General features: G+C 69.4%; 23 protein-coding genes. 5 read left to right on the forward strand and 18 right to left on the reverse strand.

Features of this window, described 5'->3' with window-relative positions; translation table 11 throughout:
• Positions 1-78: 78 nt before the first annotated feature.
• The 9 genes from puuE to uraD form a co-directional block, all read right to left on the reverse strand.
• Positions 79-972, reverse strand: a complete 894-nt coding sequence (gene puuE / locus NNI01S_RS03600; RefSeq protein WP_063017524.1) for an allantoinase PuuE — start codon at positions 970-972, stop codon at positions 79-81.
• A gap of 52 nt (positions 973-1,024) precedes the next feature.
• Positions 1,025-2,026 carry an allantoicase gene (gene alc, locus NNI01S_RS03605; RefSeq protein WP_063017526.1) on the reverse strand — a complete coding sequence of 334 codons (1,002 nt, stop codon included), beginning with the start codon at positions 2,024-2,026 and terminating at the stop codon, positions 1,025-1,027.
• A gap of 20 nt (positions 2,027-2,046) precedes the next feature.
• Positions 2,047-3,264: a DUF6986 family protein gene (locus NNI01S_RS03610; RefSeq protein WP_063017444.1), complete on the reverse strand. Its 1,218-nt coding sequence runs from the start codon at positions 3,262-3,264 to the stop codon at positions 2,047-2,049.
• Positions 3,261-6,278, reverse strand: coding sequence for a molybdopterin-dependent oxidoreductase (locus NNI01S_RS03615; protein WP_063017446.1), 3,018 nt, complete (start codon positions 6,276-6,278; stop codon positions 3,261-3,263). Before NNI01S_RS03615 ends, NNI01S_RS03610 begins: the two co-directional genes overlap by 4 nt.
• Complete coding sequence (locus NNI01S_RS03620) at positions 6,278-7,120, reverse strand: FAD binding domain-containing protein (RefSeq protein WP_063017448.1); 843 nt, start codon at positions 7,118-7,120, stop codon at positions 6,278-6,280. The genes NNI01S_RS03615 and NNI01S_RS03620 overlap by 1 nt, the downstream gene beginning before the upstream one ends.
• A gap of 287 nt (positions 7,121-7,407) precedes the next feature.
• Positions 7,408-8,766, reverse strand: a complete 1,359-nt coding sequence (locus NNI01S_RS03625; protein WP_063017450.1) for an 8-oxoguanine deaminase — start codon at positions 8,764-8,766, stop codon at positions 7,408-7,410.
• Positions 8,754-9,659 carry a factor-independent urate hydroxylase gene (pucL, locus tag NNI01S_RS03630; RefSeq protein ID WP_063017453.1) on the reverse strand — a complete coding sequence of 302 codons (906 nt, stop codon included), beginning with the start codon at positions 9,657-9,659 and terminating at the stop codon, positions 8,754-8,756. Before pucL ends, NNI01S_RS03625 begins: the two co-directional genes overlap by 13 nt.
• Positions 9,660-9,666: 7 nt before the next feature.
• Complete coding sequence (uraH, locus tag NNI01S_RS03635; RefSeq protein ID WP_063017456.1) at positions 9,667-9,984, reverse strand: hydroxyisourate hydrolase; 318 nt, start codon at positions 9,982-9,984, stop codon at positions 9,667-9,669.
• Complete coding sequence (gene uraD / locus NNI01S_RS03640) at positions 9,981-10,484, reverse strand: 2-oxo-4-hydroxy-4-carboxy-5-ureidoimidazoline decarboxylase (RefSeq protein WP_063017458.1); 504 nt, start codon at positions 10,482-10,484, stop codon at positions 9,981-9,983. Before uraD ends, uraH begins: the two co-directional genes overlap by 4 nt.
• A 137-nt stretch (positions 10,485-10,621) precedes the next feature.
• Between uraD and NNI01S_RS03645 the strand changes: the two genes are divergently transcribed.
• Complete coding sequence (locus NNI01S_RS03645) at positions 10,622-11,218, forward strand: nucleotidyltransferase family protein (protein WP_063017460.1); 597 nt, start codon at positions 10,622-10,624, stop codon at positions 11,216-11,218.
• A gap of 13 nt (positions 11,219-11,231) precedes the next feature.
• The gene (locus NNI01S_RS03650; protein WP_063017462.1) at positions 11,232-12,269 is read left to right on the forward strand and encodes an XdhC family protein; all 1,038 of its coding nucleotides are present in this window, start codon (positions 11,232-11,234) and stop codon (positions 12,267-12,269) included.
• Here NNI01S_RS03650 and NNI01S_RS03655 read toward each other — a convergent pair whose 3' ends face one another.
• From NNI01S_RS03655 to NNI01S_RS03670, 4 genes are all read right to left on the reverse strand, one after another.
• Positions 12,270-13,358 carry an ABC transporter substrate-binding protein gene (locus NNI01S_RS03655; RefSeq protein WP_063017464.1) on the reverse strand — a complete coding sequence of 363 codons (1,089 nt, stop codon included), beginning with the start codon at positions 13,356-13,358 and terminating at the stop codon, positions 12,270-12,272. It lies immediately after the preceding gene.
• Positions 13,359-13,451: 93 nt separating this feature from the next.
• Complete coding sequence (locus NNI01S_RS03660; protein WP_063017466.1) at positions 13,452-14,249, reverse strand: ABC transporter permease; 798 nt, start codon at positions 14,247-14,249, stop codon at positions 13,452-13,454.
• Between the two features lie 26 nt (positions 14,250-14,275).
• Positions 14,276-15,022: an ABC transporter permease gene (locus NNI01S_RS03665; protein ID WP_157114574.1), complete on the reverse strand. Its 747-nt coding sequence runs from the start codon at positions 15,020-15,022 to the stop codon at positions 14,276-14,278.
• A gap of 124 nt (positions 15,023-15,146) precedes the next feature.
• Complete coding sequence (locus NNI01S_RS03670) at positions 15,147-15,950, reverse strand: ABC transporter ATP-binding protein (RefSeq protein WP_063017530.1); 804 nt, start codon at positions 15,948-15,950, stop codon at positions 15,147-15,149.
• 154 nt (positions 15,951-16,104) lie between these two features.
• Between NNI01S_RS03670 and pnuC the strand changes: the two genes are divergently transcribed.
• From pnuC to NNI01S_RS03685, 3 genes are all read left to right on the forward strand, one after another.
• Entirely contained in the window at positions 16,105-16,794 is a 690-nt protein-coding gene (gene pnuC, locus NNI01S_RS03675) for a nicotinamide riboside transporter PnuC (RefSeq protein ID WP_063017468.1), read from the forward strand.
• 257 nt (positions 16,795-17,051) lie between these two features.
• Entirely contained in the window at positions 17,052-17,528 is a 477-nt protein-coding gene (locus NNI01S_RS03680; protein WP_157114575.1) for a hypothetical protein, read from the forward strand.
• A 128-nt stretch (positions 17,529-17,656) separates the two neighbouring features.
• Positions 17,657-18,343 (forward strand): hypothetical protein, encoded by a 687-nt coding sequence (locus NNI01S_RS03685; protein ID WP_157114576.1) that lies wholly within the window; start codon positions 17,657-17,659, stop codon positions 18,341-18,343.
• 4 nt (positions 18,344-18,347) lie between these two features.
• On the opposite strand, the gene NNI01S_RS03690 is transcribed toward NNI01S_RS03685, so the two are convergent.
• The 5 genes from NNI01S_RS03690 to NNI01S_RS03710 all read right to left on the reverse strand — a co-directional run bounded on the left by NNI01S_RS03690 (position 18,348) and on the right by NNI01S_RS03710 (position 23,107).
• Positions 18,348-19,139 (reverse strand): DeoR/GlpR family DNA-binding transcription regulator, encoded by a 792-nt coding sequence (locus NNI01S_RS03690; RefSeq protein WP_063017473.1) that lies wholly within the window; start codon positions 19,137-19,139, stop codon positions 18,348-18,350.
• Between the two features lie 117 nt (positions 19,140-19,256).
• Positions 19,257-20,000 (reverse strand): TetR/AcrR family transcriptional regulator, encoded by a 744-nt coding sequence (locus NNI01S_RS03695; RefSeq protein WP_084488432.1) that lies wholly within the window; start codon positions 19,998-20,000, stop codon positions 19,257-19,259.
• 92 nt (positions 20,001-20,092) lie between these two features.
• A complete protein-coding gene (locus NNI01S_RS03700) occupies positions 20,093-20,977 on the reverse strand; it encodes a carbohydrate ABC transporter permease (protein ID WP_218019155.1) in 885 nt (294 codons plus the stop codon).
• Positions 20,974-21,855: a carbohydrate ABC transporter permease gene (locus NNI01S_RS03705; RefSeq protein ID WP_063017474.1), complete on the reverse strand. Its 882-nt coding sequence runs from the start codon at positions 21,853-21,855 to the stop codon at positions 20,974-20,976. The genes NNI01S_RS03700 and NNI01S_RS03705 overlap by 4 nt, the downstream gene beginning before the upstream one ends.
• Before the next feature lies 1 nt (position 21,856).
• A complete protein-coding gene (locus tag NNI01S_RS03710; protein WP_245675953.1) occupies positions 21,857-23,107 on the reverse strand; it encodes an extracellular solute-binding protein in 1,251 nt (416 codons plus the stop codon).
• Between the last annotated feature and the right edge of the window lie 41 nt (positions 23,108-23,148).

Below are 23,148 nucleotides of genomic sequence, written 5' to 3' on the forward strand. Positions count from 1 at the left end.
GCCGACCAGTGCGACGAGTGGCACATCAGCGAGCGTCTTCTCGCGTTTCGCCACAGCCATGTGCCACTCGTGGGCGGATCAGAGTGGCGGGTGGACCACGCGCCAGTGGCGGGCAATGTCGATGCGGCGGGTGATCCAGAGCTGGTCGTAGGACTGGATGTGGTCGAGTAAGCGTTCCAGGGCGGCGGTGCGGGCCGGGCGGCCGATGAGGCGGCAGTGCAGGCCGATGGACAGCATTTTCGGGGCCCCTTCCGCGCCTTCGCGGTAGAGCACGTCGAAGGCGTCGCGGACGTGTGCGAAGAATTGTTCGCCGGTGGGGAAACCGGCGGGTGAGGCGAATCGCATGTCGTTGGTGTCCAGGGTGTAGGGCACGACCAAGTGGTCGTGGTCGTGCACGCGCACCCAATAGGGCAGGTCGTCGGCGTAGGAATCGGCGTCGTAGACGAAGCCGCCGTGCTCGACCACCAGTTCCCTGGTGTTCGGCGAATCGCGGCCGGTGTACCAGCCCAACGGTGCGGAGCCGGTCAGCTCGGTCAGGATGCGCACCGCCTCGGCCATGTGCGCTCGCTCGGTGTCGCGGTCGGTGAGCTGATAGGACTTCCAGCGCAGACCGTGGCAGGCGATCTCGTGGCCCAGTTCGCGGAAGGCCGCCACCGCCTCCGGATTGCGTTGCAGGGCGCGGGCGACGGCGAAGATCGTCAGCGGCAACTCGCGTCGTTCGAAGACGCGCAGCACCCGCCACAGCCCGGCGCGCGAGCCGTATTCGTAGAGCGACTCCATGCTCATATGGCGGTTCGGAAATGCCTCGGCGGGAGTCATTTCCGACAGGAACGTCTCGGAGAAGTCGTCACCGTCGAGGACGTTGTTCTCACCACCCTCTTCGTAGTTGAGCACGAACTGGACCGCGATCCGCGCCGCCCCCGGCCACTTCGGGTCCGGCGGACGGGGGCCGTAACCGACGAAGTCCCTCATGACCGTGCCTCCCGAAAACATGGCTCGGTACGCGCTGCCGATGTCCGCGTGCTCATGCGCCGAGTTCTCCGTACAGGCGCAGCCGCGCAAGCCCGCCATCCGGGTAGATGTCCAAACGCACCTCTTCCACCGACGCGGCCATGGGCGCGATCGGGAACCGGTGCCTGGTATCGGGTAGCAGGGCGGTACGCGGCAACAGCTCCAGTTCGGTGCCGTCGGTGGTGCGGCCGGTGAGCCGGGCCGCCCCGGGACTGTTGCCGAGGAAGTAAGAGGTGTCCAGCTCGGCGAGCCGGATCGATCCCGGTCCGGCCAGGCGGATGCGGACCCAGTCGTTGCCGTCGTCCCGGCGCCGGGCGGTCTCCCAGCCCTCGCCCATCGACCGGGCCCGGCCGGGATACAGCAACTGGTTGGGCGAGCTGTAGAAGCGATTGGAGCAGTCCAGCACCAACGCGCCGTTCTCCAGGGCGGCCAGATCCAGCGGGCCGAGTCCGAGCAGGCGCGGATCGGGCCTGCCCTCGCCGTGCACCCGCAGCCTGGCCACGCCGCCGTCCGGGTGCATGGTGAGTCTCACGTGGGTCCAGCGCTTCTCGTTCTCGATCGCGAACAGATTGCGGCTGTCGCCCGCGACCGGGGAGCGATCGACCAGCATCACCCAATCATCGCGCGCGGCAAGGGCTTCGGCGGGCGGGTAGTCCTCGATCTCCAGCGCGGACACCGAGACGGCGGGCGGGTAGTTCCCCTTGAACCACGCCGTGTCCACGATGATCCCGCGAATCACGCCCGGTACGCCGAGCCGCACGATCGCGGCGTCGTCACCGGGCTGCCCGCGGTGTCTGCGGGTCTCCCAGCCGTCGTAGATCTGGCCCTTGTGCCCGAAGGTGGACGGACGGAACTGCGCGGGGGCGGGGTTGATCAGATTCTCCTTCTCCGCGAAGAATTCGTCGTTCGCCCAGATCACTGCGCCGCCGAGCGGCCGGACCGCCAGATCCGGCAGCAACGTGAACTCCGCGTCCTCGCCCCGGTCGCGCGGCGCGTCTGCGGCGTCTTCCGGGATCGCCCCGTTCGGATGGCCGGTCACGGCGTCTCCTTCGGCATCGGCGCACGTGCCGCCAGGGAGCGCAGGACCGCCTCGGTGAGTTCCGGAGCGCCGGCGTCCGGGCGGGCGCCGCACTCGATGCCGCGCAGCACCGTGACGGCCAGCGCTTCCGCCGTGGCCGGTTCGTCGACGACATCGCCGCCGCGCCGGGCCAGGTAGTCGCGCAGGCGCGGCACCGCGACATCGATCGCCCGGCGGAAGAAGTCGTAGGTGGCCAGCCAGCGGGTGACCAGGTGGCCCGGATGCATGTCCCAGCCCTGGTAGTACCCCCGCCGCAGGGCCCGGGTCACCAGCCGGTGATGGTTGCGCAGCGCGGCCGCCGGGTCGCCGTCGGGCACGATCTGGGTGGATCCGTCGCACACCCACGCGCCGGTCTGCGCGGCCGCCACCTGCATCACCGCTTTGGCGTAGTCGGCGGCCGGGTGATCGAGCGCCTGATCCGGCGCGGCGACGCCACAGGCGGCGGTGTAGTCGTAGGTGCCGAAATGCAACGCGCTGCAGCGACCTTCGGACAGCGCGAGCATGGCGGCCACCGGGGTGGTGCCGTCCGAGGCCAGGATCGCCTGCGGGCTCTCGATCTGCAGCTCGAAACGCAGGCTGCCCTCGGCGATGCCGTACGCGCGTTCCAGCCCGACGCACAGCTGCACCAGAGCCGGAACCTGCTGCGCGGCGCGTATTTTCGGCACGGTGAAGACGAATCCCGCTGGCACCCCGCCCGCGCCCTCCAACACCAGATCCAGCGTGCGCAGCGCCCGGCGACGCTCGCCGCCGCCCAGACCCTTCATCCGGATGCCGCTGCTCGCCGGGCCTCCGGAGTTCCCCGCCCAGGCCGCGAGCACCGCGCCCGCCGCCGTCGCGGCACGGTCCTCCTCGGCGTCGGCGCGTAAGCCGTAGCCGTCCTCGAAGTCGATGCGCAAGTCCTGGACCGGGTCGGCCTCCAGTCGCTTGCGCACGCCGGGCAGCGAACCGGTCGTGTCGAGTGCGGCCAGCAGATCCTGGTGGCGGTCGAGCAGGTCGACCGCGCTCGCGCCCCACGCCCCGGGTGTCCGCTCGGTGACCCGGTCGGCCGGGACGTACACGGTGTGGATGGGTTGTAAGCGGCCGTTCGATCCGGGATACCTGCGGCGCAATTCGGTGTCGACCGTGTCGAGCATCGACTCGATCCGCGCGCGGACGTTCTCCGGCACCTTCGTCATCGTGACCCCTTCTCCCGCAGCGCGGCCCAGACCCGGTCCGCGGTCATCGGCAACCGGTACAGCCGCACGCCGACCGCGTCGCGGATCGCGTTGGCCAGCGCGGGCGCGACGGGGTTGTACGGCGATTCGCTCATCGACTTGGCGCCCAACGGGCCGAGCGCGTCGGTGGTCTCGGCGAAGTAGACCTCCGTGCGCGGCACGTCGGCGAACTGCGGCACGTGGTAGTGCCGCAGGGTCCGCGCGCCGACCACGCCATGTGCGCTACGCATGTCCTCGTACAGCGAGGTGCCGACGGCCTGCGCGACACCGCCCTCGATCTGCCCGTGGCATTGCACCGGGTTGAGCACCGTGCCCGCGTCGGCGGCCTGGATCGACTGGAGGATGCGCACCTGCCCCGTACCCGGATGCACGGCGACGCGGAAGGCCTGCACGTTGAAGCTCACCGACCTGGGGCTGCCCCCGTGCTCGGCGTGGGCGACGAGATCGCCGCCGGTCAGCAGTTCGGCCGCGGGAAGCAAACGGTCGCCGCAGTGCACGCCGCCGGAGGTCAGCACACAGTCCCGCTCCGGAACGCCCGCCAGTTCGGCCGCCCTGGCCAGCAGCAGCCCGCGCAACGCGCACGCCGCCGCGTACACGGCCTTGCCCGCGACCACGATGCCGGTGGAGCCGAACGCGCCGGTGTCGTGGTCCACCAGGTCGGTGTCGGCGTGCCGGACCACGATGCGGGTGACCTCGGTGTCCAGCGCTGTGGCCGCGAGCTGCGCGTGCACCGTCGTCGTGCCGTTGCCGAATTCGGCTGTACCGGAGCGGATCTCGTAGCGACCGTCGGGCAGCAGCGCGGCCGTCGCCGTCGACCGGTGGCCGCGCGGCGGGACGGTCGCGATCATGGCGGCGGCCATGCCGGTGCCCACCCGCCACTCCGGGCCGGGCGCGTGCACGTCGTTGCCGCGCAGCAGCGCCCGTTCGGCGAGGTTCAGGCACTGGTCCAGGCCGTAGCTGCCGAACATGAGGTCGCTCTCGTTCACCGCCGCGCCGACGAACCGGTCGCCCGGCACCACGACATTGCGGCGGCGCAGTTCGAACGGATCCATGCCGAGCGCGTGCGCCAGCTCGTCCAGCGCCGACTCCACCGCGAAGATCACCTGCCCGAGGCCGTAGCCGCGGAACGCGCCGGAGGGAACGTTGTTGGTGTACACCGCCCGCGCGTCGACCCGTTTGCTGGCGCAGCGGTACAGCTCCACCGACTCGCCGACGCCGTGATACATCACCCCGCCGCTGTGGTTGCCGTAGGCGCCGGTGTCGGCGAGCACGTCGACGGCCAAGGCGGTGAGCACGCCGTGCGCGTCGGCCCCCGCCGAGACCTCGACGCGCATCGGGTGACGGCAGGTGGCGGAGGTGAACTCGTCGGAGCGGGTGAACTCGTACTGCACCGGTTTGCCGGTGCGCAGCACGGCCAGCGCGATCAGGTCCTCGGCCAGCATCTCCTGCTTCGCGCCGAACCCGCCGCCGACCCTGGCCGCGAACACCCGCACCTGCGCCGCCGACAGCCCGAACAGACGGCACAGTTCATCGCGCACCAGGAACGGCACCTGAGTGCTGCACCGGATGACGAGCCGTCCGGCGTCGTCCAGCCAACCGACCCCGCCGTGCGTCTCCATGTGCACGTGCTGCCCGCGCGGCGAATACCAGACGCCGCGCACGACCTGAGCCGCGGCGGCCAGCCCGGCGGCGACGTCACCCACTTCGCCGTGCAGTTCGGCGACCAGGTTCCGGTCCGAATCGGCGATCCGGGCCGAGGGCGGTTTGTCCCCGTGCAGTTTCGGCGCCTCGGTGCGCAGCGCGTCTCCCGGCTCGAAGACGGCGGCCAACACCTCGTAGTCGACTTCCAGCAGACGGCAGGCCTCGCGGGCGATCCCGACGCTGTCGGCCACCACCGCGGCCACTCGCTGCCCCACGAAGCGGACGGTCCGGTCGAGCACGTAGGTGTCGTCCGGATCGTCGGTGCGCAGTTCGTGCCTCGCGGTGGAGAACGGCACGTCCGGCGCATCAGCGTGGGTGAGCACCGCGCGCACGCCGGGCAGCGCCTCGGCGGCGGCGGTGCCGATGGAGCGGATGCGCGCATGCGGATGCGGACTCGTCAGCACGGCGATGTGCAGTGGGGCGGTGGGTGGCGCGGTATCGCCCACTCGCGCCGAGTCCTCCGCGCGGGAGCCGACCAGCGGCAGGTCCAGGGTGAACGGCTCGCTGCCGGAAACGATGCGCGGCCCGGCCAGGGCACCGACCCCGGCCCCCGCCCCTCCGGCCGTCGCGAATCGATCGGATGCAAAGGCAGCAGCATCCGGAGGACGCGGCTCACTGCCCGAAACGAAGCGCGACCCGGCCGACGCGCCGATCCCTGCTCCTCCGGCGGCCGTTGTGAACCGATCGGAAGCGAACGCGGCGGAATCGTCCGGAGGACGCGGCTCACCACCCGATACAAAGCGCGGCCCGGCCATCGCTTCACCTACCGCACCCCCGGCACTCGCCACGGCGCGATCGGAAACGGATACGGCGGGATCGCCCGGATCGGGCGGTTCACCCAGCGCGGCCCGGATGGCGCGATAACCCGTGCAGCGGCAGAGATTACCTTTCATCATTTCGGCCAGCTCATCACCCGGCACAGCAGTCTGCTCGTCGGCGCCACATCCCAGCCCCGCGGCCGTGACCACCATGCCCGCGGTGCAGAAGCCGCACTGGAAGGCGGCGTTGTCGACGAACCGGCGCTGCACCGGATGCGGATGTTCGGGCGTTCCGAGCCCGGCGGCGGTGGTGACGGAACGCCCGGCGGCCCGATAAGCGGGAAAGACGCAGGAGTGCACCGCCATTCCGTCGACCAGAACCGAGCACGCCCCGCAATCGCCCGCGTCACACCCCTTCTTCACCGCCAGTGCGCCGCTCTCCCGCAAGGCCGTCCGCAGACACTGGCCCGGCCGCGCCGCGATGTCGACGGTCCTGCCGTCCACCTCGAACCGCATCAGGATTCCCGTAGTTCCGCGGCGACCTCGCGGGCGAGCAACCCCGTGACGTGCGCACGCCATTCGGGCGATCCGTGCGGATCGTCGAACCAGAGCGCGGCAGGGAGGCCGTCGACGGCATCGCAGATCGCGTCATCGGCGGGTGGCGCGGCGAAGTCCAGGACGACCGGCCTGGTCGTAGCGGCCGTGATGGTGACCGCGATGCGGCCGTCCCGCTCCCTCCGCCCCATCACCACGGAGCCGGACCGGCCGAGCGGAGCGAGCGCGATCTTCCGGAAACTCGTGCGCGCGAGCAGACTCGACCGCGGCAACTGAATCGAGCGCAGCACGTCACCAGGCCGCAGCACCGTGCGTCCCGGGCCCAGGACGAACTCCCGCAGCGGGATTTTTCGATCGGCACCGTCCGCCGCCCACACCTGCGCCGTCCCGTCCAGCGCGACCAGCGCGCCGAGCACCGCGCCCGCGGGCAAGGCGAGACAGACGTTGCCCCCCACGGTGGCGGAACGCCAGATCTTGTGCGAGGCCAGCAGCGCCCGGCACGACCGCGCGAACAGCGCGGTCCCCGGCCACGGATCGTGCAGCACCGGCGTCCCCAGTTCACGTCCCGGCCCGGCGCCGGCGAACTCGGCCAGGGTGCAGGTCGCCGCGATCTCCAGTCCGTCGTCGCGGATCTCGAAGGAAGGCCATCCCAGGCCGGTGATGTCGACCAGACGCACCAGCTGATCCTGCGGCTCGGAGAACAGAAAGGTCCCTCCGGCGAGCACCGCGGCCGAAGCGCCGAGCGCCGCCAGGTCCGCCCGCTCGCGGGCGATCACCACCTCGCGGATCGTGTCCAGGTCCACGTCTCACCTCGTTCCTGCCTCTCCGTCACCGTAGAGCCAGTCGGTTGCCGCCGTATTGCGTGCGACGCGCGTCCGGTTGCGCGGCGGTTACCGCACCGCACGACGACCGCCCTGAGCCGGGAAACCGCCCCGGCCGAGCGGGCACGCAGTCCACGCCAACACAGCTGCGCACGCCTCGACGGGCGTGCGAGCCGACACTGCTTCAGTATTGCTCGTCCCGCCTGACCAGGCACGACACCTCGCCCAGATCCGCGGGGCGATCTTCCATCGGACTCTCGGCGAGCCGCTCAACCCGCCTTCGCGAGCAACGCCGCCTGCGCTCGGGCCACCTCGGTGGCGACCACGTCCGTGTCGACCGTCCGGACCTCGCCGTCGCGCACCACCTCGCGTCCGTTCACGAGCAGCGCGGCCAGCGGCGGGGCCGAGCCGAGCACCAGGGCGGTCACCGGATCCGCGATCCCGGCGTGCGCGGCCGTGTCCAGGCGCCACAGCGCCAGGTCGGCCAGTTTGCCCACCTCGATCGAACCGATCTCGGCGGCGCGGCCCAGCACGCGTGCGCCGCCCATGGTGGCCAGCTCCAGCGCGGTGCGCACGGTCATCGCGTGCGGGCCGCCTCGGTTGCGCGCCCACAGCAGCGCGTGGCGTGGCTCCTCGATCATCGAACCGGCCTCGTTGCTGGCCGCACCGTCGACACCGAGACCCACCGGGACGCCCGCGCGCACCAGGTCGGCGGTGCGGGCGACGCCCGCGCCGAGCCGCGCGTTCGACGTGGGGCAATGCGCGACGCCGGTGCCGGTTTTCGCCATGGCGTCGATCGCGTCGTCGTCCAGGTGGACGGCGTGCGCGTACCAGACGTCGGGACCGAACCAGCCGAGCCGCTGCATGTACTGCGCGGGTGTGCAGCCGAACGCCGACGCGCAGTAGTCCTGTTCGTCGACGGTCTCGGCGAGATGGGTGTGCAGCCGGACCCCGGTGGCCCGGGCCAGCGCCGCCGACTCGCGCAGCAGGTCGGGAGTGACCGAGAAGGGCGAGCACGGCGCGAGCGCGATCCGCAGCATGGCGTCGAACGACGGGTCGTGCCAGCGCGCGACGGCCTCCGCGCTCGCGGCGAGGATGTCGTCCAAGCGCTCCACCAGGTGATCGGGCGGCAGCCCGCCCGCACTCGCGCCCAGATCCATCGACCCGCGGCAGGGGTGGAACCGCAGGCCGACCCGCTCCGCCGCGGTGATCTCGGCGGCGAGCGGGTCACCGGCATCGCGGGGGAACACGTAGTGGTGATCGGTGGTGGTGGTGCAGCCGGTGCGGGCGAGAGCGGCGAGCGCGCCCGTTGCCGCCACGCGCACCCCGTCCTCGTCGATGCCCGCCCACACGGGGTAGAGCTCGGTGAGCCACTCGAACAGGGTGTGGTCGGCGGCCAGGCCCCGGGTGATCCATTGATAGAGATGCTGGTGGGTGTTCACCAACCCGGGAGTCAGCAGGCAGCCGCGTCCATCGATGCGTCGCGCACCGCCGAACTCCGGCGGGTCGCCCGCGCCCACCGCGTCGATCCGGTTGCCGCGGACGACGACGTGGCCGCGGGCGTACTCGGTGGCGTGCGGGTCCACGGTCGCGACGGCGCAGTCCACGATGACGGTCACCTGGTCCACGCGGGTCCCGCTTCCGGCGCGTCGGCCCGCGCCACGGTGGCCTGGATCAGGCCGTAGGGCCGGTCGTCGGCGTGGTACACCTCGCCGCGGTTCTCGATGCCGAAGCGGGCCAGGTCGTAGTCGAAGTGGTGCTTGTTCGGCGCCGCGAGCCGGATCTCGGCCAGCACCGGGTAGGCCGCCAGCGCGGCTTTGCCCATCTCGAACAGCGTCTGTTGCAGGGCTTTCGAGTGCAGCGTCGCGAAGGTCTGCACCAGCCGGGCCCGCACGCCGGTGTAGACCTCGTCCCAGTCCACGCCCGCGCTGCTCGCGAACCGCCACTCGGCCACCAGCGCGGTGGCCAGCATCCGATCGCGGGTCGGTGCCAGGACGGTGAAGTCGTCGGTCAGGAAGTCCGCGAACTCCGAGCCGGTCGACTTGAGGATGGTCAGGTCCTTCACCCCGCCGACGACCCAGGCCCGCCGCTCGTCACCGCTGCCGGTCACGGTGACGGCCGCGGTGCGCACGTCCGGCCCGCTGCGCACCCAGGTGTGGTCGTGCTCCACGCCGCCGACGGAGACCCGCTGCCAGGCGTATTCGTCGACCTCGATGCGCGCGCTGCGCACCGGTTCGATGTCGGCGACGAAGTGATCGGCCAGCGCGAGCGCGTAGTCCTCGATGGTCCGCAGTCCCGGCTGCGCGGCGAAGGCGTAGGCCGTCTGCTTCTGCGAGTCGGTGGGCAAGACCTTCGCCTGGTCGCCGGACACGTACGCGTCGGCGAAATCACCGCGCAGCACGGTGGACACGCTGACGTCGCGGATCTCGTGCCGTGCGCTCTGCCGGTAGATCCGGACGATCCGGTTCTCCGCTTTGCCGTATCGGTGGTCGGTCAGCACGATCGGTCCGGTCAGTTCCATGCTCGGCTCAATTCCCTCGATAGGTGGAAAAGGCGAAGGGCGACAGCAGCAACGGGACGTGATAGCGCCGGTCGTCGTCCACCACGAACGCGATACTCACCTCTGGATAGAAGGTTTCGACCCCTTGCCGCGCGAAGTAGGCGCCGGTGTCGAACACAAGCCGATACGTTCCCGGTTCGAGCGCTTCACCCAACGCTCTGATCCGCCCGTCCGCGCCCGTTTCGCCCGAATCGAGCTGTCGTTCCCGCTGGTACAACGTCACCGTGACACCGGTGGCCGGCGCCCCGCGCACCGCGTCGAGCACGTGGGTGCTCAGCGTGCTCATGACAGTTCCGCCAGCAGCGCGTGCAGCCGGATGCGGTTGATCTTGCCCAATTCTGTTCGCACTACTCGCCTTTCGGTCTCGGGATCATTGCGCAACCGGGCGGTGAGCAGCGCGAGCAGCTCCTCGCCCGACTTTCCGCTCGCGCACACCAGGTAGATGTGCCCGAACCGTTCCTCGTAAGCGCGGTTGCCCTCGCCGAGTGCCGCGCGTACCGCCTCGTCCGCCGCCGCCACCCCGGCCTGCTCCCGTGCCGAAGCGGCGGAATGCGGCCGTTCGCCGATCCTGGGATGACCCGCCAGCGCGAGGTCGAGTTCGGATTCCGGCAGCCGCGCCGACACCTCCTCCGCCGCGTCCAGCAGCGCCGCGACGCTCCGGTACGGACGGCGGGCGACCAGCGACCGCGCGAAGCCCGGTGACGAGCAGCAGCCGAGCACCGCCCGATAGGCCGCGTCGTCGGACAGCGCGTCGAACGCCGCGATCCCGGGTCGCCGTTCACTCATCGGACCAGCATCGAATACGACCCGGCGCGCCGCCACCGGAAAGGCCTGGATCGTTGTCGGCGTGTCGCTCGCGGAACACGTCTGAGCACCGATTTTCCATCGTGCGACGCAGACCGGCCGGTATTACCGTTCTACGCATGGCCGACCGTGATCGCTCCGCCGTCGCGCCCTGCGCCGGCGTCGTGCTCGCCGCGGGTGCCGGGACCCGCTACGGAAAACCCAAAGTGCTCGCCGAGGGCGGCGCCTGGTTGCGGGCGACGGTCACCGCGTTGCGCGACGGGGGCTGCGACCCGGTCATCGTGGTGCTCGGCGCGACCGGGCCCACGCCGCGGATCGTGGATCTGCCGCCGGGCGTGCGGCATGTGTGGGCGGCGGACTGGGCCACCGGTCTGAGCGCCGCGCTGCGGGCGGGCCTGATCGCCGCGTCGAGCACGCCCGCGCACTATGCCGCGATCATGCCGGTGGACACCCCTGATGTCGGCGCCGACGTGGTCGCCCGGGTACTGAACGCCGCGCTGGCGGCCCCCAGCGGACTGGCCCGCGCTGTGTTTCACAACACACCGGGCCACCCGGTTGTCATCGCCCACAAGCACTGGAACGCGGTGTGCGGGGCGGCGGCGGGAGATTCCGGCGCCCGGACATATTTGGCCGGTAGAGACGATATGGTGTGCGTCACGTGCGACGATTTGGCGACGGGCGTCGATCGTGACTTCCCGGCCACGACCGCACGGTGATCGGAGCTAGCTGATGCGGGACATCGTCGACGACCTGTTGCGGGTGTGGCACTCGGGCCGGACCGGCGGACTTGGCACCATCGTGCGCACCGTGGGCGCCGCCCCCTTACCGGTGGGCTCCGCGATGCTGGTCGACCCGGAGGGGGGCGTCTACGGATCGGTCGCCGCGGGCGGGCTGGAGGAGATCGCCTACGAGGCGGTGCTCCAGGCCGCGCGCACCGGCCGGCGCGCGATGCACCGCTTCGGCGTGGCCAGCGGCCTGGAGGCGGGCGCGCACGGCGAGGGGATGATGGACGTCTTCACCGAACCGTTCTCCCGAAGACACTTCCCGGAGTTCCCGGATGTCGCCGCCGAGATCGCGGCGCACCGCAGGGTCACCGTCTTCACGGTGGTGTGGAACTCCGATGCCGACCTGATCGGCCAGCACCTGATCACCGACAAGAAGCACGCCACCGAACTGGTGGCGCTACCGGATTCGGACGTCTTCGTCTCCTCGTTCGCCCCGCCGCCGCGACTGATCATCTTCGGCGCCAATTCCTTCGCCGCCGCACTCACGGTGCAGGCCGAGTTGCTCGGTTACCGGGTGACCATCTGCGATTCCCGCCCCAATTTCGCCACGCCGGAGGCATTTCCCGGCGCCGAGGTGGTAGTGGACTGGCCGCATCGCTACCTCAACACCCTCTCCGCGGCCGGGGAGATCGACAGCAGCACGGCCATTGTCGTGCTATCGCACGATCCCACGTTCGAGATCCCGCTCCTCACCGTGGCGCTCCGACTACCCGAGATCGGCTATCTCGGCGCCATGGGATCGCGCCAGGTGCACATCCGGCGCATCGAGGATCTTCAGGCAGGCGGTTTCGGCCCGGAGACGCTCGCGCGGCTGCACTCGCCCGCCGGATTGGACATCGGCGCGCGCACCGCGCCCGAGATGGCCGTCGCGATCGCCGCCGAACTGCTGGCCGCCCGCGCCGCGCAACCGGTGCGAGCGGTCGACCCCTACAGCGGCGAGATCCCGATCACGCCGAGAACCGCTGTGGGACTCGGCATCTGATCATTTCAGGCCGGGGTTCTCGGCATAGACCTCGCGCAGCACGGACAGGTCGAACAGCTGCGCGGCCTTGATATCGATCTTCGCGCTGCGTAGCGCGGCGACATTCTGCTCGATCAGCGCGTCGGTCATGGAGAGCAAACCGTTGGCGGCGGTGTCGGCCGAGACCACCAGATCGTTCTGCGCGACCGCCTCTTTCGTCTGCTCGGCCAGATCCAGCTTCTGATCCCTGCCATACACCTCCACCGCGAGCCGGGCCGATTCGGCCGGATCCGCCACGGCGTCCTTCCATCCCTTGATCTCGGCGGCCAGGAACGCTTTGAGCTTGTCGCGTTCCTTGTCGATGGTGGACTGCGCGACCGTGAGCGTCTCGGCGACCAGCGGCAGGTTGTAGTCGGCGAACAGGAAATGCGCGGTGGGAAAGCCCTTCGCCGCCAGCGTGATCGGTTCGTTGGTCACGTAGCTGACCCATCCGTCGACCTCGCCGTTGGCCAGCGGGGTCGGATCGAATTGCGCGGGCACGATGGTGACGTCGCCTGGCTTCAATCCGTTGGCGGTGAGCAGCGCGGTGAAGATCAGCTGGTTGGTGTCCTGCACGCCGATCTTGCGGCCCTTCAGGTCCGCGGGCGTGTTGATCGGCCTCGCCGCCGCCGACACGATCGCGAACGGATTCTTCTGATAGGTGGTGGCGACGATCTTGGCGGGCAGGCCCTCCAGGATCGCCGGCGCGGTGGTCTGTGGCGCGGACAATCCCAGCCACACCTTCCCGGTGTCCAATCCGGCCTCCACCGACGTGCTGGCCGCGCCGCCCGCGATCAGGTCGACCGAGCCGAAACCGGCTTCCTTGAAATAGCCTTTGGAGTCGGCGAAGTATTCGCCCGCGAATTCGATGTTCTTCAGCCAGGACAGCTGCACCGCGACGCCCCCGTATTTCGATCCGTCCGCGGTGGTGCCGCCGGACGAGTCGCCGGAGTTTCCGCCGCAGGCGGCCAGCGCCCCCGCACCGCCGAGCGCGGCGCCGGCGAACGCGGAGTAACGAAGAAACGAGCGTCGGTTCAGGTGCCCGAACGTGGAGCGGTGCGCGGGTGTCATGGGCCGAATCTAGGTGGAGCGCGTTTCGAATTCTTTACTTTGGCGTTCCGAGCGAGAATTCGCGCGAGTAGCGCCGGGCGGCGAGCCACTGGATCAGAGTCGTCCGGCTTCGGCCCCGAACCTGGCCAGCACCAGATTCTCGACCACGCCGACGATTGCGTAGAGCACCACCGAGACCAGCGTGACGATGACGATCGATGCCCACAACTTGCTGTACTGGAACGTCGGGATCGCCCGGATCAGACTGGCGCCCAACCCGGTTCCGCTGCCCAGCCACTCCCCCAGCAACGCGCCGATCAGCGCACCCGGCACCGAGATCCGCGCGGCGGCGAACACCGAGGGCAGCGCGGCGGGCACGGCCACCATGCGCAATCCGGTCCACCGCGATCCGCCGTACGCGTTCACCAGCTCCAGCGCCTGCCGGGGCGCGTTGCGCAAGCCCGCCATGATCATGACCAGGGCCGGGAAGAACACCACGATCGCGGCGAGCACGGCGACGCCCGCCGGACCACGGCCGAACACCAGCACGATGATCGGTGTGAGCGCCACCAGCGGCACCGAGCGCAGCAGCATCGCCACCGGCAGGAAGGTCTGCTCGACGGCGGCGAACGACACGAACAGCGCCGCGACCACCAGCGCGGCGAGCATGCCCGCGCCGAACCCGATCGCCGCGTCGCGCAGCGTGATCTGCAGATCGTCCAGGATCGCCTGCCGCGCCGCGGCGGCGTTGGGCGCCGTCACCAGGTAGGTCCAGATATCGCTGGGCGTCTTGCCGACCCGCGGGCCGACCTGCGGGAACGCCCGCAGGAAGAGGTACCAGATCACCAACATCAACAGCAGCGAAGTGGCCAGCGGGAACAAGAAGATCCCGATACGTCGCAGCAGGTTCATCGGGCGTCCTTCGGCGTGCCTGGCGTTCATCGCGCTCCCTGCGCGGTCCACGGCGCGGCCAACCGGGCCGCCAGCGCCACCAGGGCGTAACCGAGCCCGGCCAGCGCGGCGGCGGCCAGCGCCATGCCCCAGGTGCGTGGCACGTTGTAGGAGGTCTGCGCGGCGGTGAGCGCCACCCCGATCCCGCTGTCCACGCCGCCGAGGTACTCGCCGATGATCGCGCCGAGCACGGCCGACGGCGCGGCGATCTTCAACGCCGCGAACGTGCTCGGCAGCGCCGAGATCGCCTGCACCCGATACAGCTGCTGCCAGCGCCCACCGCCATACGCGCGCACCAGGTCCAGGCTCGTCCGGTCGGCCGAACGCAACCCGGCGACGGTACCGACCATCGTCGTGAAGAAGCAGTACATCGCCGCCAAGAACACGGTGGGGGTGCGTCCGCCGAAGACCACCAGGATGATCGGGCCCAGCGCGAGCAGCGGCGTGCAGTAGCTCAGGATGGCCAGCTGCGTGGCCAGCGACTCGATCGGCGGCACCAGCACGATCAGCACGGCGAGCGCGATGGCCAGGCCGTTGCCCCAGACGAAGCCTTGCAGTGCGCCGAGCGCGGTGATCCGGAAGTTGGGGCCGTACAGCTCCCACCCGTCGGTGTAGATGGCGTGCAGCACTTGCCAGGGGCTGGGTACGGTGCCGCCCGCGACCTCGAATGCGGCGAGCGCCCACCACACCGCGACCAGCCCGAGCACGCCGAGCACGCCGCCGAAGCGCTTCATGCCGTGCCTCCCGTCCGCCGCGCGCAGCGTGCGAAGGGGCGCCGCCGCACCGGCCGGAGGTGCGTGATCGACCACAGCCGGTCCGGTTCGCTACGGCGCGAGCGGCGTTCGGGCCGGTGCTCGTTCATGCGACGCCTCCTTGTCCCGCGCTCCCGAACAGCAGTTCCGACAGATAGTCGTGCAGCTTGTGGAATTCCGGCGTCCGCATCATCTCCGGCAGCCGCGGGCGCGGGAGCTCGATCTCGACCAATTCCAGCACCCGTCCCGGCCGTGGACTCATCACGGCCACCACGTCGGACAGGAACACCGCTTCCGCGATGCCGTGGGTGACCATCAGCGTCGTCGCGGGCTTCTCGGTCCAGATCCGCAGCAACTCCAGATTGAGCCGCTGCCTGGTCATGTCGTCGAGCGCGCCGAAGGGTTCGTCCAGCAGCAGCACGGCAGGCCGCACCACCAGCGCCCGCGCGATCGAGACGCGCTGGCGCATGCCACCCGACAGCTGGGCGGGTTTGGCCTTCTCGAAACCCTCCAGCCCCACCAGCCCGATCAGCTCGTCGATCTGCCCCGGCTCCGGCTTGACGCCCGCGACCTGCAGTGGCAACGCGATATTCGAAGCCACCGACCGCCAGGGCAGCAGCGCCGAATCCTGGAACGCGATGCCGAGCGCGTGCCTGCCGCGCAGCTCGGCGGGCGTCGCGCCGTCGATCAGCGCCTTGCCCGCGGTCGGCGTCTCCAGACCGGCGAGAATGCGCAGGACCGTCGACTTGCCGCAGCCGGACGGGCCGAGCAGCGACAGGAACGCGCCCTGCTCGGTGTGCAGATCGACGCTCGCCAACGCCTGCACGGTCTTCCGACCGACCCGGAAGGTCTTCGTCAATCCGCTGAGATGAATTCCGGTCCCCCCGGCGGTGCCGCTCTCCGTGCTCATGACGGCCACGATAAGAGCCCTCCATTGCACGGACATTGCGAATCGCGCCGCCGGATTGCGCAATCGTTACGGTCCGCGCCGCGGCGGCACGATGGATTTCGAATCTCGGCGATCGGATCGGATGAGATACGCCCGGTCGCGGGTTACACGACAGGTGAACCCGATCATCACGCTGCTCGACGCCAAGCTGCACATCGCGGGCTCGGAGATTCTCTGGCGCGAGGTGATCGGCAACGGGTTCGGCTTGGCTTCCGCGATCGGCGGCATGCGACGGCGTGTCTGGGCCTGGCCGGTCGGCATCGCCGGGAACGCCCTGCTGTTCACCGTGTTCGTCGGCGGCGTGTTCCATACCCCGCAGCAGCTGAACATGGCGGGGCAGGCCGGACGCCAGCTGATGTTCGTCGCGGTCAGCGTCTACGGCTGGTGGAGCTGGTACCGCCACGCGGCGCGGGAGACCGGCTTGGAGCATCGCGGGGTCGACCCGCGCTGGGCGAGTACGCGCGAACGCGTTGTGCTCGTGGCCGCCATGTTCGCGGGCACTGCGGTGTTCGCCCAGCTGTTCGAGTGGCTGGGTTCCTACGGTCCGTGGGCCGAGGCGTGGATCTTCACCGGCTCGGTCCTGGCCACCTACGGTATGGCGCGGGGGCTGGCCGAGTTCTGGCTGCTGTGGATAGCCGTCGACCTGGTCGGCGTTCCGCTACTGGTGCGGGCGGGCTATTACCCTTCGGCCGCCCTGTATCTGATCTACGCGGGCTTCGTCGCCTGGGGATTTCTCGTCTGGGCGCGAGCCGTGCGCCGAACCGCCGATGCGCCGCTCGATCGGCTCGTCACCGCCGACCGGTGACCGGAGGACGTCTTATTCACGTGTCGGTAACCCGTTCGCAATCGCACAGATCTACCTAACCATCCATTCCCAATTATGGGAATGAAGTTTGTGCCAGGTGTTTGCCAAACTTGCGACGACACCCGCGCCGTAGAGCGGATGAGATGCCGGACATCCGCCGACCACACCGCACCAACCCTGGGAGGAACGACTTTCCGGCAAGGTGAGCACCATAATCTGTGAGCCTCGACACTTCGGGCCGCCGAGGAACAGCCAGCATGACATTGCCATACATCCACCGGATTCGACAGCTTGCCGACCATGTACTAGCAGTACCGGAACGGTTCAGCCCAGAAGATGTCTTCTCGGCATGCGCGGTTGAGTTCAGTGCCGTACCCTGCACGAACCCGCACGCACGCGAATTCGTGGCATACCCCGCCAGCGGGCCGTTCTCCGCCATCCTGTTCCATGGCCCGCGCCCGCCCGCGAACGGCGCACCCGCCGTGGTGATCATGCACGTCGCGAGGGGCATTCGCATTACCCGGGCAGATATGTCCGGGACCTTCGAATTGCCGATCCAGAGCGCACGGATCGACCCGAGGACGCCACCCGAGGGCACGGTTTCGTTCACCTCGCAGCAGGGGACGAGAACGCTGCGCATCAGATTCGATGCCCGCTCGCAACTCCTGCGCGATATCTCCGTACACGTGAACCGGCAACAACCTCCGCGCACTGGCGGCGATAGCCCCGAATGAAAGCCCTCCGCCAACTCTTCGCGAACATCACAGCCGGTCTACGCCGCGATCTATCGAGGTCCGCGAATGCCATATCGGACAAATTCCACACTGTCAGCGGAGAAGTCGACCGTGCCGTCGGCAGGACGGTGGATGCCGACCTGTCCGGACGCGACGCCATCCGCCGGGAGACCCCGGACACCCCGGAATATCTGAGAAGTCTGGAGCGGCTCGGATACTCGACATCCGTGACCTCCGGGCTCGGCAGAGAGGTCGACGAAATCGCCGGCTTGTCCGAGGACCTCATTCGTAAGGTTCAGGAGGTACAGCAGTCCGGCTGGACCATCCGCTACGGGAAAAGGGGCGACGGAACCTACGCCGACTACGACGAGAAGGCTGTCGTTCTCGATCGCAAAATGGAAGGCGACGCCCGAGCATCCGTCGATGCGCTCGCCCACGAGATCGACCATGCCCACCCGGCTAATCCGCACAACGACGCCCCCTCGCCGCCGATGGGCCGAACCCGGGAGCAATGGGTCGCCGATCATGTGGACCGGTCGTTGCTGAACGAGGGCCACGCCGTCATGTCCCAGCTCACCGTACGCCGCCAGATACTCGAGAACGGCGGACCGGACGTCAACCACAGCGTCTCCGGGAAGTATCGCAGAATCTACGAGAGATACCGCGAGGGCGAATTCTCCCGTGACGAAGCGGTACAACGAATAGCCGCTCATTATCGCTTCGAGGCCGGTAGCCACAGCAAGATGTCGTACGGCCAGAATTTCCGTACGTGGTACGAAGATTACTGGGACACCTGGATCGCCCAGACCGCGTGAGCGGCTACACCACGTCGACCCGCACGCCCGCCGCTCGGATCGCCTCCACCGCCGCTGGATCCGCGCCGGAATCGGTGACCAGTACCTGCACCTGCTCGATACCGCAGATGCGGGCCAGCGCGGTGCGCTCGAGCTTGTCGCCGGTAGCCGCCACCAGCACCCGGCCGGAACGCCGCACCATCTCGGTGGTCACCCCGGCCTCGTCGATATGCCTGCACTGCGCGCCGCCCGCGACGGAGATCGCGTTCACGCCGAGCACGAGCTCGTCTAGCCGCAATTCGGCCAGCGCCCGCTCGGCCAGCGGCCCGTGCAGCTCGTAGGACTCCCGCCGCGCCACCCCGCCGAGGACGATCGTGCGCACGTGCGGCCGCAGCACCATCTCCCCCGCGATGTTCAGCGCGTTGGTGACGATGGTCAGCTGCTCGTCCCCCGCCGACCCGAGATCCGTGCGCCCGGCCAGCGCCCGGGCCACCGCCGTGGTGGTCGTGCCGCCGTTCATCCCCACCACGGCCTGTGGATCGACCAGAGCGGCGGCGTGTTCGGCGATGCGCTGTTTGGCCTCGCCCGCGCTCTGCCGGTAACGGGCGGGCAGGTCGTAGGCGACCGAGGTCGCCACCACACCGCCGTGCGTCCTGGTGGCCAGCTGCTGTTCGGCGAGTGCGGTGAAATCTCGGCGCACGGTCGCGGCCGACACGCCGAGCCGGTCGGCGGCCTCCTCCACCGAGAGCCGCCCGGATTCGGCGAGCAATTCCAGCAACCGGTTCCACCGTTGCGGACGATCCGTCGGTCCGGTCATCTCACACCGCCCCGGTCGCGCGGGAAACCCGCTGTTTCGGCGAACACGCGAACAATATGACCACACGCGCTCGCCGGCCGTAGCGATCCCCTACGGCAAAAGCCGGGCCGGTCCGGTTCAGGACACATCGGCCTCGACTGCGGGCCTCTGCCGAAGCGCCGAGCCGCCGGGGAGACATTCGGCCGGGTCGCCTGCCGACAGGTCGACCCGTGGGTGGGACAGGCCGGAATGCACGAAATAGGCGATCTCCGCGCAGATTTCGTCCAGGCTCACCGTCGCGTCCGGCGCTGTGCTCTGCACAAGTTCCTGGGCGAGGGACGTCACCGCGCCGATCACCGCCAGCGCGAAGAGATCGAACCGGCGCGGGCCGGTCTCGCCGCGGCCGACGGCTCGCTCGGCCTCGCTGATCAGCAACGCCGACAGCAGACGGCGCTGCTGCCTGCGCCACTCCTCCACCGCGGAGCTCACGCCGACCACCTCGACGTAGCAAACTCGCGCGCGCCGGGCATCGGCACACGTGACTCCCAAGTACGCGCGGAAACTCGCCACGATGCGCACAGGCAAGGGCTCGTTCTCGGTCGCCGCCAGTGCCGCGAGCGCGTACTCCAGCGCGCGAGAGGTGATGCGATTGGCCAAGGCGATGAGCAGGGCCTCGCGGCTGCCCATGTCCTCGTAGAAACTGCGCGTGGAGACGTTCGCCAGGGCGCAGAGGCGTTCGATCGAGGTAGCCGCGTAGCCCTGGGTGCCGAATAGTTCGAGGGCGGCGTCGATCAGGCGGGTCTGCCGCTGGGCAACCCGCTGCTCCTTGGACAGCCCGCCGTAGCTGCGACCATCCTTGGGTCGGTGATCCCGCCGTGTCACCGTTCGATGCTACCGCGCGGCTACCGACCGCCCGCGCGTGCGACGGTGCGGGCGTGGCGATTCCGTCGTCCGCGCGGTCCGGCGCGGGCACGCTATTTCACGCTGCCCGCGGTCAGTCCCGCCACCAAGCGCTTCTCGATGACCGCGAAGAGAAGCACCACCGGGATGATGCCGACGGTGGAAATCGCGAACACGTACTGCCACGCGGTGTCGTATTGGCCGACGAACTTCGTCAGCGCCACCGACAGCGGCTGATTCTCCGGCGTGGTCAGCACGACCAGGCTGGCGGCGAATTCGTTCCAGCAGGCCACCACCACGAAGATCGTCGCCGTCACGATGCCCGGCCAGACCAGCGGCAGGCTCACCCGCAGCAGCGTCTGCGCGCGGCCGAGTCCGTCGAGCATGGCGGCTTCCTCGATCTCCACCGGGATGGCGGCGAAGAAACTGTGCAGGATCCACACCGCGAACGACAGGTTGAACGCGGCGTTCACCAGGATCATCGCCAGCCAGGTGTCGTTGATGCCGAGCGCGAAGAACTCCCGGATCAACCCGGTGACCAGCACCGTCGGCTGCAACATCTGGGTCACCAGCACCACGCCGAGAAACACCCCGCGCCCCGGAAAGCGGTGCCGCGCCGTGTAATACCCGGCTGGGATCGCCACGGCCAGCACCAGCGCGGTGGCGCAGACCGCGATGATGATCGTGCTCGCCAGATTGAACGGCAAGGGCGTCTCCGGGGTGGCCCACATCGTCGCGTAGTTGCCCGGATGCCAGGACCGCGGCAGATACGTCGGCGGGATGCGCAGGATCTCGGCCTTGCTCTTCAGCGAACCGAGCACCATCACGACGAACGGCAGCAGGAACACCGCGGCGAGCACCACGCCGACCGCGGTGAGCTCCCAGCGGCGTCGCGCGGGCGCCGCCTCGGCAACCGGCGGCGCGGTTTCGTGCTCGCGCACCTCCACCTGCGCCGTCACCGGTCCGCCTCCCGGGTCGGGCGCACCAGCCGCGCGTAGATCGCGATGACGACGATGATCAGCGCGAAGTTCAGCACACTCATCGCGGCGGCCGTGTCGACCTGTTGGTTCTGCCGGATCAGCTTGAACGTGAGCGTGGTGGTGGTGTCCGCGGAGAACCCGGCGATGCTGCCGGTGATCACTTGCAGGATCGGCAGCGAGTTGAACACGTTGATGATGTTGATGACGGTGGCCACCGCGATCGCCGGTCGCAGCTGCGGGAGGGTGAGATAGCGGTAACGCTGCCAGGCGCTCGCACCGTCGACCCGTCCCGCCTCGTCGATCTCCGCCGGAATGGATTGCAGTCCGGCCAGGATCGTGTAGGTGGTGAACGGCACCGAGACGAACACCGCGACGCCCATCGCCACGAGGAACGCCTGCGTGGGCTGCTTGGTGAAACCGTAACCACGGTCGAGCACACCGATGTCGACCAGGAATCGGTTCGCGATGCCGACATCGGGGTCGAGCATGTAGTAGAAGATCGTCGTCGTCATCACCACCGACGCCGCCCACGGCACCAGGATCGCCATCCGCACCGCGGTGCGCCCGGGGAAGTCCTTGCTCAGGAACTGGGCCAGCGCCGCGGACAGCAGCAAGGTGACCAGCACGACGCCGACCACCCAGACCACCGTGTGCACCAGCACCGAGCCGAGTTCCGAGATCCCGAACAGGGCCCGGTAGTTGGCGAGTCCGGCGTTGCCCCGGTCCTGGCCGTAGGCGCTGAGGTCCCTGGTGCTGGTCCACACCATGTAGCAGGCCGGGAAGGCGACGACGGCCGCGATCAGGACCAGCGACGGCCCGATCCACGGCAGCGCCGCCGTCAATCCTCTGCGCCGCACGTCAGTTCGCGGCTTCCTGGATCCGGCGCAGGACCTGAGCCGGGTCCGCGCCCTGTCCGATGGTGCCCATCTGCTGACGGATGGCGCCCTGCGCCGCGGCCCATTTCGGGTTGTTGCTCGGGTAGAACCGCGCCACCGGGAGCGTGGCGGCGAACGCCTTGGTCACCGGGTCCTCCGCGAGCGCGGCGGCGGCGCTCTGGGTGATCGGGATGAAGCCCTCGTGCTTGACGAAGTCCGCGTACACCGCGGCCGAGTAGAAGTAGTCGAGGAACTTCTTGATCGACTCGGCCTTCGCGCCGTCCTTCTTGAACGCCATCAGGTGATCGGCCACCCCGAGGGTGACCGGCGATCCGGTCTTGGTCGGCGAGGGCGCGGTCGCGTACCGCAGGCCCGGGTTCTTCGCCAGGATCTGGCCGATGGTGGGCGGCAGCGCCTCGATCATGCCGATCTTGCCCTGGATGAACGCGTTGATCACGTCCTTGCGATCGGTCGCGCCCGGATTCGGCTGGGTGGCGCCGGCATCGATGAGCTCACGCATGGCCCGCACACCCTCCAGGTTCGCGGGGGTGTCCACGGTGATCCGGTCACCGTCGGCCCAGGAACCGCCCGCGCCGAAGGTCCAGATGGAGGTTTCGCCCTGCGCTTCCTCGCTGCCCAGCGGCAACCCGTAGCCGGAGATGCCGCCGCCGAGCGCCTGGATCTTCTTCGCCGCGTCGGTCAGCTCCCCCCAGTTCTTCGGCGGCCGTGCGATGCCCGCCTTCTCGAACAATTCGGCGTTGTAGAACAGGGTGCGGGTGGAGGCGAACAGCGGCAGCGCGTATTGCGTGCCGTTCAACGCCGCGTTCTGCGCGAAAGCCGGCTGAATGTCGGCCAGCACGGGCGCGGAGACGATGTCGGTGGCCGGGTAGAGCAGGCCGTCGCCCGCGAAGCTGGCGTAGGCGTCGATGTTGAGCAGGTCCGGGGTGGTCGACGGCGACTGGAGCTTGGTGCGCACCACGTCGTTGATCGAATTCCACGACTCCATCTGCAAATTGACGGTGATGCCCGGGTTCTGCTTCTGGAATTCGGCGATGATGCCGTCCCACAGCGCCTTGGTACCCGTGGCTCCGTCGCTGTAGGCGGGGGCGAGGAAGTTGATCGTGGTGGCGGAGTCCGCAGCGGTTTTCGAACCGAACCCGCAGGACGAGAGGGCCAGGGCGACGCCGGTGACCATCGCGACTCCGGCAAGCACGCGGTGAAACGGTCTTTTCACGAGCAGAACCTTTCAGATTTACCCATCCGGCGCCAGCGGAG

Origin of the sequence: Nocardia niwae NBRC 108934 = DSM 45340, from assembly GCF_001613465.1 — a bacterium.
Taxonomy (GTDB): domain Bacteria; phylum Actinomycetota; class Actinomycetes; order Mycobacteriales; family Mycobacteriaceae; genus Nocardia; species Nocardia niwae.